At 75.1% G+C, this 11,921-nt stretch carries 7 protein-coding genes; all 7 read left to right on the forward strand.

What is annotated here, in order from left to right; genetic code table 11:
* The first annotated feature begins 1 nt into the window (after position 1).
* From ACZ7C5_RS29900 to ACZ7C5_RS29930, 7 genes are read left to right on the forward strand one after another with little or no spacing between them, the layout of a single operon-like run.
* Positions 2 to 526, forward strand: coding sequence for a phage tail protein (locus ACZ7C5_RS29900; protein WP_401088227.1), 525 nt, complete (start codon positions 2 to 4; stop codon positions 524 to 526).
* Between the two features lie 10 nt (positions 527 to 536).
* Positions 537 to 1,358: a hypothetical protein gene (locus ACZ7C5_RS29905; RefSeq protein ID WP_401088229.1), complete on the forward strand. Its 822-nt coding sequence runs from the start codon at positions 537 to 539 to the stop codon at positions 1,356 to 1,358.
* The gene (locus ACZ7C5_RS29910) at positions 1,351 to 2,052 is read left to right on the forward strand and encodes a hypothetical protein (RefSeq protein ID WP_470323823.1); all 702 of its coding nucleotides are present in this window, start codon (positions 1,351 to 1,353) and stop codon (positions 2,050 to 2,052) included. Before ACZ7C5_RS29905 ends, ACZ7C5_RS29910 begins: the two co-directional genes overlap by 8 nt.
* A gap of 16 nt (positions 2,053 to 2,068) precedes the next feature.
* Positions 2,069 to 3,337, forward strand: a complete 1,269-nt coding sequence (locus ACZ7C5_RS29915; protein ID WP_470323824.1) for a Pvc16 family protein — start codon at positions 2,069 to 2,071, stop codon at positions 3,335 to 3,337.
* Between the two features lie 19 nt (positions 3,338 to 3,356).
* Positions 3,357 to 5,411, forward strand: a complete 2,055-nt coding sequence (locus ACZ7C5_RS29920) for an ATP-binding protein (protein ID WP_470323825.1) — start codon at positions 3,357 to 3,359, stop codon at positions 5,409 to 5,411.
* On the forward strand, positions 5,402 to 5,782 hold the full coding sequence (locus tag ACZ7C5_RS29925; RefSeq protein ID WP_470323826.1) for a hypothetical protein: 381 nt from the start codon (positions 5,402 to 5,404) through the stop codon (positions 5,780 to 5,782). The genes ACZ7C5_RS29920 and ACZ7C5_RS29925 overlap by 10 nt, the downstream gene beginning before the upstream one ends.
* Entirely contained in the window at positions 5,779 to 11,883 is a 6,105-nt protein-coding gene (locus ACZ7C5_RS29930) for an eCIS core domain-containing protein (RefSeq protein WP_470323827.1), read from the forward strand. The genes ACZ7C5_RS29925 and ACZ7C5_RS29930 overlap by 4 nt, the downstream gene beginning before the upstream one ends.
* Positions 11,884 to 11,921: the final 38 nt, after the last annotated feature.

The following is an 11,921-nucleotide window of genomic DNA, read 5'->3' on the forward strand; positions in this document are numbered from 1 at the left end:
CATGGTCGAGTTCACCGTCAATCCCCACCGGTTCGATCCGTACAAGAATTTCAAATTCCTGGTCGTCTGGGACGGCCGGGTCGTCGCCGGAATCAGCAAGATCAGCCCGCTGAAGCGCACCACCGAGGTGGTGAAGCACCGCAGCGGCGGCGATCCGAGCTCGCCGCGCAAGTCGCCGGGCCGCACCGACTTCGAGGCGGTCACCCTGGAGCGCGGCGTCACCCACGACCCGGAGTTCGACCGCTGGGCCAACAAGGTCTGGATGGTCGGCGCGGGCCGCGGGGCGGAGGTCTCGCTGCGGGACTTCCGCAAGGACCTGGTGATCCAGGTGCTCAACGAGTCCGGCCAGGTGGCGGTCGCCCACAAGCTGTACCGCGCCTGGCCGAGCGAGTACCAGGTGCTCGGCGAACTGGACGCCAACGCCAACGCGGTGGCGATCCAGAGCCTCAAGCTGGAGGTGGAGGGCTGGGAGCGGGACGAGGAGACGCCCGAACCGGAAGAGCCGTCCTTCCAGCAGCCGGCCTGAGCGGCGGACGATGGAACTCGCCGGACAGGCCGCCCTGTTGGCCACCTGGGAGGCCGGTCTGGCGGCCGGCCGCGCCGGACGGGCCCTGCTGCTGCACACCGTCGCCCGTCCCGGCGTCGGGGCGGCGGAGCTGCTGGCCGTGCCGCTCGGCGAGCGGGACGCCGAACTGTTCGGCCTGCGCGTCGAGTTGTTCGGCGAGAAGCTCGACGTGCGGGTCGGCTGCCCGGGGTGCGCGGAGGAGATGGAGTTCGCGTTCGAGGCCGGGCAGCTGCTCGGTGCCGCGCGGCCGGCGACCGGGCCACCGACGGCGTCCGCGCCACGGCCGGTGTCCGCACCGCAGCCGGCCACCGCACCGCAGTCGGTCACCGGGCCGCAGTCGGTCACCGAGGCACTGCGGGTGGAGCTGGACGGCTGGCGGGTCCGCTTCCGGCTGCCCACCCCCGGCGACCTGGCCGCCGCCGAACAGGCCCCCGGGGGCCTGGCCAGGGCCGTACTGCTGGAGCGGTGCGTCCTGACCGCCGAGCACGACGGGGAGCCGGTGGCCGCCCGGCAGCTCCCCGAGCCGGTCCAGCGGCGCCTGGCCGAGGCCGCCGCGGCCGCCGACCCCTGCGCGGACGTCCGGCTGAACCTCAGCTGCCCCGGGTGCGGCGAGCCGGCCCTGGCCGAGCTGGACATCGCCTCCTACCTCTGGGAGGAGCTGGACGACTGGGCCCGGGCGACCCTGCTCGACGTCCACCTGCTGGCCACCGCCTACGGCTGGAGCGAGACGGAGATCCTGGCGCTGAGCCCGCTGCGGCGCCGCTACTACCTGGAGCTGTGTGCAGATGCCTGACCACTTCGACCGCCTGGTGGCGAAGGGCGCCCCGGGCCGGGCCCCGGCCGGGGCCGAGGTGCGCGTGCGCCCGCGCCTGCCCGGGCCGTTCGAACGGCTCGACACGCTCGGCCCGGCGCTGCCGGCCGTCCACGAGGAGCCGGCCGTACCGGGCCGTACCGTCGGGCCGCCGGTCTCCGCACCGCTCCCCCGGCCGACGGCGGCGCCGCGCCCGGCACCGGCCGGGGGAGCGCCCCGGGCGGCGGCCGGCGACGACCGGCCGGCGGCCGCCGCGCCCGTCCTCCCGCTGCCGCGCCCGCCGCTGCTGGTCACGCCGCCGAACGCCGCCGCCGCACCGGCCGCCGAGCCGGTGGTACGGGCCGCGGCCGCCCGCCCGGCAGCCGGCCCGTCCGTCGCCGTACCGCCCCGGGCGCCCGCGCCCGGGCTGCCCACCACGGCACCGCCGACGCCGGTACGGCCCGATCTCTCACCGGCCTCCGGACGGCGGGCCGCCGTGGCGGCCGCCCCGGGCCGCGCCTCAGGGAACGCCGCCCGCGGCCGGCAGCGGCCCGTCGAACAGGCGGTCCGGGTCCTGATCGGACGGGTCGAGGTCAAGGCCGCCGAGCGCACCCCGGCCGCCCCGCGCAGGCCCGCGGCGGCCCGCCGGGCCCCCGCCCTCGACCTGGACGAGTACCTCGGCCGGGAGCCCTCATGACCGGACGGGAGGACCCATGAGCAACCACCTCGCGATCGCGACCGTCAGCGAGGCGCTGCGGCTGCTCATCAGCCGCGCGCTCTCGCCCGACATCCCGTTCGCGGTCGAGGTCGGCACCCGCAAGCCGCCGACCGAGCCGCCGGCCGACCCGGCCATCACCGTCTTCCTCTACCAGGTCACGCCCAACGCCTCGCTGCGCAACCGCGACGCGCCCACCCGCGCGACGGACGGCACCGTGCTGACCCGGCCGGCCGCCGCCCTCGACCTGCACTACCTGATCAGCTGCTACGGCGAGGAGTCCCAGCTGGTGGGCCAGCGGCTGCTCGGCTGCGTGGTCCGGGCGCTGACCGAACAGCCGGTGCTGTCCCGGCAGTTGATCGAGGAGGCGGCCGACCAGCCGTACCTGACCGGGACGGACCTGGCCGCCGCGCCGCAGCGGGTGCGCTTCACGCCCACGACCATGGACGTCGACGAGATGTCCAAGCTGTGGAGCACGCTGCTCCAGACGCCGTACGCGCTGTCCGTGTCCTACCAGGCCACCGCCGTCTTCGTGGAGGGCAAGACCGATCCGGTGGCCGGCAAACCGGTGCTGCGCCGCACCGTACGGGCCGTGCCGTCCCGCGGGCCGGTCGTCGAGCGGGTGCGCTCCCGGCCGGCCGGGTCGCGGGGCGCCCCCGAGGAGGGGCCGGTGACCAAGGACCGGGAGCTGGTGGTGGACGGCTCCGGGCTGCGGGCGGACCTGGTCGTGGCCCGGCTGGGCGGACGGCGGGTGCCGGTCGGCCCCGCCGGAGTCCGGGACGACCGCCTCGTGGTCGCCGTACCGGAGGACCTGCCGCCCGGCGTGCACCGGGTGCAGGTGCTGCACGGACTCGCCCTGGACGGCCGGCCCGCCGCCGAGCACCTCGCCGTGGAGTCCAACGCCCAGACCTTCGCCCGGCAGCCGCGGATCGTCGCGCCGGTCGGCACCGCGGACCGCGACGACGGACCGGCCGGGGTCTCGGCCCGGCTGGACGTCCGGCTGGACCTGCCGGTCCTGGACGACCAGCAGGTCCTGCTGCTGCTGGACGAGTTGGACCCGCCCGCCGGGCGGCCCGGGGCGAGCCACCAGTTCCGCGCGCCCGCACCGCCGCGGCCGCGCCCCGACCCGTTCGAGGTCCGGGTGCCGGTCGTCGGCGTCCGCCCGACGGCGTACCTGGCCCGGGTCCAGGTGGACGGCGTACCCAGCGAGTTGACGGTGTCCGCCGACGGGTCCTTCACCGGCCCCGTCGTGGACCTGACGCACTGACCGCAGGACGGGGGACGGGATGAGCACGCGCCGAAGGCAGGGCCGCGACGGCCCGGCGGACGAGCCGCACCGGCGGTCGCTGTCGGCCGCCGTCACCGCCGTGCTCGAACGGCTCGACGCCCACGCGGCCGGCCGCACCGACCGGCCGCCGTCCGGCGGGCCAGCACCGACCGGTGAATCCGCACCGTCCGGTCAACCCACGCCGCCCGGTGAACCCGCGCCGCCCGCTCCCGCCGGCCGCCGGGGCGGGCGCCGGCAGCCCGCCACCGCCCTGGACGCGCTCACCGCCTCCTTCGGGCTCACCCCGTTCGAGCGCGACGTCCTCGTGCTGGCCGCCGCCCCCGCGATCGACCCCACCACCGCCGCCCGGTGCGCCGCGGCGTGCGGCGACCCCGGGCACACGTACCCGACGTTCTCGCTCGCCCTCGCCGCCCTGGACCAGCCGCACTGGAGCGCGCTCACCCCGGTGGGCCCGCTGCGCCGCTTCCGGCTGGTCGAACCGGACGACGAGACGGCGCTCACCGCCTCCCGGCTGCGGATCGACGAGCGGGTGCTGCACTTCCTGGTCGGCGTGCCGTACCTGGACGTACGGCTGCACGGCCTGCTCACCCCGGTCCGGCCGCCCGGCGAGCTGCCGGGCCCGCACGAGCGCTGCGCGGCCGAGCTGGCGCACGGATGGACCGCGACCGGGCTGACCGGCCCGCCGCACACCGAACTGACCGGCGCCGACCGCCGTACCCGCTGGGAGATCGCTGCGGCGGCGGCCCACCGCGCCGGGCTCGGCCTCTACGCCGCCCACCGCGAGGACCTGCCCACCGAACCCGCCGAGCGCGAGCGGCTCGCCCGGCTCTGGCAGCGGGAGGCGATCCTGATCCCGGCCGCGCTGCTGGTGGAGGGCGGGGAGCCCGGCCGGGAGCGCCCGCAGGCCCCGAACGGCACGGAGGCCTTCCTCGCGAGCCTGGCGGTGCCACTGGTCGTGTCCGGCGACGAGCCCCCGCCGGCCGGTACCTCGGACCGCGCCCGGCTGACCGTGCCCCCGCTCGGCCCCGAGGAGCAGCTGGCGATCTGGGCCGCGGCGCTGGACGGTGCGCCGGGCATCGCCGAGGGCGAACTCCGCGCACTGGCCGCGCAGTTCTCGCTGCCCGGCCATGTGATCCGGTCGGCGGCGGCGACGGCCCGGCGGGCGGCCGAGGACGGCGGGGACAACGGCGCGGACATCAGCCCACTGGCCTGGCACGCCGGGCTGGTGGAGGCCCGGATGTCCCTGGACGAGCTGGGCCGGCGGGTCGAGCCGCGCGCCGACTGGGAGGACCTGGTCCTGGAGGAGCGCCAGCGCGCGACGCTGCGCGAGATCGTCGCCCACGTCCGCCGGCGCGGCACGGTCTACCAGGAGTGGGGGTTCGAGTCGGTGCTGCGCCGCGGCCTCGGCGTCACCGCGCTGTTCGCCGGCGGGTCGGGCACCGGGAAGACGCTGGCGGCCGAGGTCGTCGCCGGGCGGCTCGGCGTGGACCTGTTCGTCATCGACCTCTCCCAGGTCGTCAGCAAGTACATCGGCGAGACCGAGAAGAACCTCCGGCGGGTCTTCGACGCGGCCGAACGCGGCGGCGCGCTACTGCTGTTCGACGAGGCCGACGCGCTGTTCGGCAAGCGCAGCGAGATCAAGGACAGCCATGACCGCTACGCCAACCTGGAGGTCAGCTACCTGCTGATGCGGATGGAGGCCTACCGGGGCCTGGCCGTGCTCACCACCAACATGAAGAAGGCGCTGGACCCGGCGTTCATGCGGCGGATCAGGTTCGTGGTCGACTTCCCGTTCCCCGGGGTGCCGGAGCGCGCCGAGATCTGGCGGCGGGTCATCCCCGAACAGACCCCCAGCCGGGGCCTCGATCCGGAGCGGCTCGCCCAGCTCACCGTGGCCGGCGGCTCGATCCGCAACATCGCGCTGTCCGGCGCCTTCCTGGCCGCGGACGAGGGCTGCCCAGTGGAGATGCGGCACCTGCTGGCCGCCGCGCGCACCGAGTACCTGAAGCTGGAGCGCTCGCTGACGCCCTCGGAGGTCGGCGGATGGATCTGACCGAGGGGCTCGGGGCAAAGCAGAGCGACCCCGGGCGGAGCGACCCCGGGCACAGCGGCGCCTGGCCCGGGGGTACCAGGCCCGGGGGTACCCGACGGATCGAGGTCGAGATCGGCGAGCTGGTCCTCGACGGCTTCGCGCACCTCGACCACGACCGGCTGGCGGCGGCGTTCCGGCGCGAACTGACCCGCCTGGTCGAGGCGCGCGGCGTGCCGCTCGCGGCCGGCGGCGACCGCACCCTCGACCTGCTCTCCGGGCTGCCCCCGCTGCCGCCGGGCACCTCGCCGCAGCGGCTCGGTGAGGCGCTCGCCCGCGCCGTGCACACCGGGCTGTCCGGCGGCGGCCGGCCGCCGGGACGGGGGCGGACATGACGCGACTCGCCGCCGCCGCGAAGGATTCCGCACCGGACAGCAGGCAGGGCTCGGCCCGGCGGAAGACCCGGACGCCGAAGGCCAGGACGCCCGAACCGAAGGAGATCGTCTCCGGCGCCGGCCAGCCGCTCGACCCGGGCGTGCGCCGGGAGCTGGAGGCCAGGCTCGGGCACGACCTCAGCCGGGTCCGGGTGCACACCGACCGGGACTCCGCCGCGCTGACCGAGCTGATCGGCGCGGACGCCGTCGCCGTCGGCCCCGACCTCTTCTTCGGCGAGGGCAGGTACCGGCCGGCCGCCGAGGACGGCCGGCGGCTGCTCACCCACGAGCTGCTGCACACCGTCCAGGCCCCGAACCCGCTCGGCGCGCTGCGGGCCGGCCGCGACCTGGGCGCGGTCAGCCTGCCGCAGGACGCGATCGAACGGGAGGCGGAGCACGGCGCGCGCGCCGACCGGCCGACGGCGGCGACCCCGGGAGCCACCCCGGGCTGGCTCCGCTACGCGACCGTCGACGCCGACCGGTTCCGCACCGAGCGGCTCGATCCGGCGACGCTGGTCGACCGGCTGGCGGCCGGCATCCTGCGCTCGCTGCGCGGCGACCCGACCGACTCCTCCGGCCGGGTACGCCTGCAACTCGCCCGCTTCGCACCCGAGTTGCAGGAGTCCGTGCTCGCCCGGCTGGAGGACAGGCTGCCCTCCTCGGACTACACCCGGGTGCTGGAGCTGGTCGAGGCCGCCGAACACCGCCCGGCCGACGGGGACGGCGCGCAGACGCCCGAGCCGGTCACCGGCGCCGCCGAGCGGGCCGAGGACGAGCGCGAGCAGGACGACGACCCCGGACCCGAGCGGGACCGGCGACCGGCCCAGGAGGCGGATCAGGAGGCGGACCGGCCGGACGGCCCGAAGGGGCGGCGCAGGCACCGCAAGGGCCGGGACGGCGAAGCGGAGGACACCGAGGAAAGCCCGAAGCAACAGGACGAGCAGCCGGCACCGCCCGCGGAGGGCGAGGCGGGCCCGGCACCTCAGGGCGCGCAGCCGGCCGGGCAGCCCGCGGCCGGTCAGGAGCAGCCCGCGTCCGTCCCCGAGACGGCGCCGGAGGCTCCCGTCGCGGCGGAGGCGGCCGCCGCCCCGCCGGTGGCCGTCCCCGTGACCGGCGCGCCCGGGGCCGGGCAGCCGGACACCGCCGCCCAGCCCTCGGCCGGGACGACACCGCAGGAGCCCGCCGCAGGACCTCCGCCGCAGCCCGCACCCGTCAAGCCCGAGCGCCTGGACGCGATCGCCCAGGCGCCGGACAGCCCGCTCGCCCGGCACGGGCTGCTGGAGGGCGACCACCCGCAGGGCGAAACCCGGGACGAGGAACGGCCGTTGGGCGTGGAGCCCGGCGCGGACGCCGAGGTCCACGACACCCCGGGCGCGGACCAGGAGCGGCAGGCGCAGTCGACCGGCGCCACCGATCCGGAGCTGGGGCCCGGGGACTTCCTGCCCTCGTCGGACCTCGACGTGTCCGCCGTCCCGACCGTCGACCGGATCCCGCTGTCGGCGGACGGCGCACCCGCGGCGAACGCCGAGGCACCGGCCTTCCCCGAGCCGCCCGCGACCAAGGCCGAGCAGGTCCAGGAGGAACGCGAGAGCCGGCCGGAGACCGACGAGGAGCCGGCGGCACCACCCGAGCCGGCCCAGCCCGGGGCCGCCCCCTCCCCGGCCCCCGCGGCGGGGGCCGGGGAGGCCGAGGACCGCGGTGGCCGCGACCTCCAGCCGGAGCGGCCGGTCGAGCAGGAGGTCGGCCCCGATCCGGCCCAGGCCCGGGCCGTCGAACCCGTGGCCCCGGAGCCGCAACCGGAGGCTGAGCCGGAGCAGCGGGAGCCGGAGGCCGCGGCGGCGCCCGCCGGGACGGCGCGGGAGGCCGAGCCCGCGGCGTCACCCGAGCCCGCCGTCCCGGAGCCCGTCCCGGAGCGCGGCGCGGCCCCCGGCGCGGCGGGGCCGGTCGGCGGCGAGGGCCCGGGCGGGCCCGCCGGCGTCCGGGACAGCGCGCCCGAGACCGCGCCCGACACCATGCCGGGCGCCGCCGGTCCGGCGGCCGAGCAGGCCGACGCACCGTCCGCGCTCGCCGGCGGGCCCGCCCAGGACGCCTCCCTGGAGGCCGGCGGCGGCGCCTGCGCGGGCCCGCAGCAGCCCACCACCGAGGCGGAGCCGGACGGTGCCCCCGGTGGCGGTGGCGGCTGCGCGGCCGGAGCCGCCGGCGGCGCGGGCCCGGCCCCGGCCAAGGAGGAGGAGAAGCCCGCCCCGCCCGACGTCTCCGCCCAGGACCCGCAGAGCGCGCTCGCCACCGCCGCGAGCCTGCCGCCCGATCAGCTGGCCGCCACGCTGGACGGCGTGGACGGTTCGGTGGACCGTACGGTCGCCGAGCAGCACGCCGCCCTTCAGGCGTCCCCGCCGGCCGCCCAGCGCCCGTCCGGGGCGCCGCAGACCCAGTCCGGCACGCCCGAGGCCGCGCCGCCGGCCGAGGCGGTGACGGAGCGGCTGGAGCGGGTCGGTCCTGCCGGCCCGGACGGCGAGCAGCAGGAGGCCGAGCGGAAGAAGGTCGCGGGCCGCAACCCCGGCGACCGGGTCGCCGCACCCCACGTCGCCGACGACGCGGGCAACCAGGTCTCGGCGCAGGAGGTGCAGCAGGTCCAGGGCGCGGTCGACGGTGTGCCCTCCACCGACCCGGCGCTGAACACCACCGTCGGCCGGGCGCCCACGGTCGAACTGACCGGCGAGAGCGATCCGGCACGGACCGACCGGCAGGCGGCGAAGCTCAAGGACGGCTCCGCCAGGATCCTCGGCGTCGGCCGGGAGGACGCCGCCAAGCCGATGGGCGAGGACCGGATCTACCCGGACGTGCCGAAGGAGACCCTCACCGCCTCCGTCCCCGGCGGCAGCCGCAGGCGCGGGGGCGCCGGCGCCGGGAGCGCGGTCGACACCAAGCCGGGCATCGGCATCGTGACCCGGCAGGAGCGCGGCCCGCAGATCCAGGCCGCGGTCGGCCGGGGCCAGGGCCGGCTGGCCTCCGAACAGGCCACGCGGAAGCAGGGCGAAGCCGACGCCCGCCGACAGAACCAGGCCGAGGTCGACCAGGCGGTGGCCGACAACGCCCAGTCCCAGGCCGGCGAGCGGGGCGAGGCCGCGGAGAAGGTCACCGCCGAACGCGAACAGTGGCGCACCGAGCAGGACCAGCAGATCTCCGGCGCGGACCGGGACGCCGACGCCGAGCACAAGGACAGGACCGGCGCGATCGACAAGAAGCGCACCGAGGCCGACAAGGACGTCCAGGACCGCCGGCAGCAGGACAACCAGAAGATCCAGGACAAGCGGAAGGAGGCCGAGGAGAAGGCGCGGAAGGAGAAGGACCGCAAGAAGGAGGAGTCCGAGGGCTGGTGGGGCTGGGTCAAGTCCAAGGTCAAGGCGGCCTTCGACGCGCTGGTCGAGGCGGTCACCAAGGTCTTCGACTACTTCCGCGGCCTGATCAACGACATCATCGACGGCTTCCGGAAGTTCGCGGACTGGGCGATCGACCAGGCCAGGAAGTTCGCCGTCGAGCTGATCGACAAGCTCGCGGACGCGCTGATCAGGATCTGCGACGTCCTGCTGGCGGCGTTCCCCGAACTGCGGGACAGGTTCCGCAGGAAGATCGAGGAGTGGCGCGACAAGGCCGTCGCCAAGGTCAACGCGTGGGCGGACCGGCTCAGGAACGCCGTCAACAAGCTGCTCGACGCGCTGGCGGCCGGGCTGAACGCCCTGCTGGACGCGCTGGAGACGGGGCTCAAGGCCGCGATCGAGGCGGTCCGCACGGCGGTGATGGACGCGATCGACTTCGTGCGGAAGGCGATCGCGGTGTTCGGCGAGTTCGCGGCCCTGATCGGCGACATCGCGCCGGACCCCGGCGGGTGGCTGAAGAAGCTCGGCACCGCCGCGGTCGACGGCATCCAGCACTACCTGTGGGGTGCGATCAAGAGCGCGGTGCGGACCTGGTTCGACGAGAAGGTGGAGTCGGTCGTCGGCCTGACCTCCACCCTCGTGAACGTGCTGGTCAAGGGCTGCGTCTCGATGGCCCAGATCGGCCGGATGGCCTGGCAGGCGATCGTGGCGGCGCTGCCCGGGATGATCGTCTCGATCGTCGTCGAGAAGCTGGTGTCGATGATCGTGCCGGCGGCGGGCGCGATCATGGCGATCATTCAGGGCCTGACGGCCGCCTGGAACACCATCAGCAAGATCATCGCGGCGATCGGGAAGTTCGTCGCCTTCCTCAAGGCGGTCAAGTCCGGATCGGCCGCCTGCCTGTTCGCCGAAGCGGTCGCGGCGGGCGTGGTCGCGCTGCTGGACTTCATCTCCAACTTCCTGCTCAGCAAGCTCAAGGGGGCCGGCAAGGCGGTCGGCACCAAGCTCAGGGGGATAGCCCAGAAGATCCTCAAGGGCCTGGCCAGGGCCGGCCGGGGCACCCGCGAGGCGGCCGGACGGGCGGTCAACAAGGCCCGGGCCGGCCTGCGCCGGGCCGGCCAGTCGCTGCGCCGTCGGCCCTCCCCCGCCCACGGCCGACCCGCCCGTACCGGCCCGGCCCGGCACACCGTCCGCCGCGCGGAGCACCACCAGGAGACCGCCCCCGGCCGCCAGCGCCGCCAGGTCACCCACCCGAAGTCCACCCGGCCCCGCCGCCCCACCTCCCCCGTCGGCCGCGCCCTCAACACCTCCCGCCAGACGGTCAAGGCGGCACTCAACCGCGTCCGGGTCGCGGCCCGCACCCTCGGCCGCAAACTCCTCAACAGCAAACTCGGCCGCGCCCTCACCAACGGCGCCCACCGCATCCGCGACGCCTACCGCAAACAGCGCGACCGCCTCCGCGCGTGGCACCAGAAGCGCCAACAGCAGCGCGCCCAACGCCGCGCCCACGAGAACTCGCGGGCGGCCAAGGAGCAGCGGCTCTCTCTGATCGTTGCAAAGATCACTCCGAAACTGCAGGGACTGCTCCACCGCGGCGCCTCTGACATCACCATTCGAGCCGTACTCGCGGCGATGCGGACCTGGTACCGACTTTCCGGCCTGGAGTGGCTCGGAGAGCGGAGTATCCGCTTCCGTGCCTGGCTCAATCCCGACATCGTCTTCCTGCACGGCGTGGCTTTCCCGATCGATGATCTGCTGGCGTTCGTCCGCAAGGTCGGCGCAGAGGTCGTGCGAGCGCCGCAGTGGGCACGTACCGCCGGAGTCAGCCAGGATTCGATACCCGGCCCCACCTCCATACCGACATCCGCCGGCCGGGGCTACGAAGTACACGAACTCGGCAACCGCTCCGGCGCGGAGGTACAGGAGTATCTCCGCGGGCGCCCGGGAACAACCATGTGGCAGGTGGACATCCAACGCTATCGGGATCAGTCCGGAGCCGCCCTCGACGTCGACTGGCAGCAATGGTGGGGGCGAGTCACGAGGAACCGAGGGATCCTTTTCAGCATTCCTTACCGTTCGGAAGAGAAACAGCCGTGGCGAGGTGAGCGAAAAAGAGCTCCGTCCCGCAGGGACAGCATGGGTCTGTCATATAAGGAGATTGCAAGTCTGTTCGACTCGTGGCAGGGACGACGCGGCGCCCTGAAGCAGCAGGTGATCGCCCAACAGGCGGTCGGAATCCTCGGTGGAAGAATGCCGGACGGGCCGAACCGGCGCTTCACCGCAGAGTTGACTTCGCTGATGATCCAGCAGGAGGGCCTGCGGAACGTCGGAACCATGTCGACCGGTGCCATGCTCCTGGACATGGCGGCACGTGGCCATGTCACCCTCGCGGACGCGGCACGACTCCACCCGATGGCGCCCAAGGATTCACAGGCAGGGGCCAGGGAGTTGCGCGCGTCCATCTTCCAGGGAGCGGACCGGACGTCTTTCGCGGAACGGCTACGCGATCGGGAAGTCGATGTCGTCGAGGCGTGGGTCCGAAGCCTGGGCAAGGAAATCGTCGTGGATTCCTATGCCACCGGACAGGAGAAGCGAAAGCGACTCATGCAGCAGATCCGAGATCGAATTCACCGGATGTACAATATCGACCCGCGCTACACGGCGCTTCGGAACGGAATGGACTGATCGATGCGGAACTCGAAATTCAAGACAACCAGAATCGT

The sequence above is a fragment of the Kitasatospora sp. NPDC036993 genome, assembly GCF_055607525.1.

Coding starts and splice junctions, on each gene's coding strand:
- ACZ7C5_RS29910 (WP_470323823.1), top strand. CDS start 1,351: ATGCCTGACCACTTCGACCGCCTGGTGGCGAAGGGCGCCCCGGGCCGG.
- ACZ7C5_RS29915 (WP_470323824.1), top strand. CDS start 2,069: ATGAGCAACCACCTCGCGATCGCGACCGTCAGCGAGGCGCTGCGGCTG.
- ACZ7C5_RS29900 (WP_401088227.1), top strand. CDS start 2: ATGGTCGAGTTCACCGTCAATCCCCACCGGTTCGATCCGTACAAGAAT.
- ACZ7C5_RS29925 (WP_470323826.1), top strand. CDS start 5,402: ATGGATCTGACCGAGGGGCTCGGGGCAAAGCAGAGCGACCCCGGGCGG.
- ACZ7C5_RS29920 (WP_470323825.1), top strand. CDS start 3,357: ATGAGCACGCGCCGAAGGCAGGGCCGCGACGGCCCGGCGGACGAGCCG.
- ACZ7C5_RS29930 (WP_470323827.1), top strand. CDS start 5,779: ATGACGCGACTCGCCGCCGCCGCGAAGGATTCCGCACCGGACAGCAGG.
- ACZ7C5_RS29905 (WP_401088229.1), top strand. CDS start 537: ATGGAACTCGCCGGACAGGCCGCCCTGTTGGCCACCTGGGAGGCCGGT.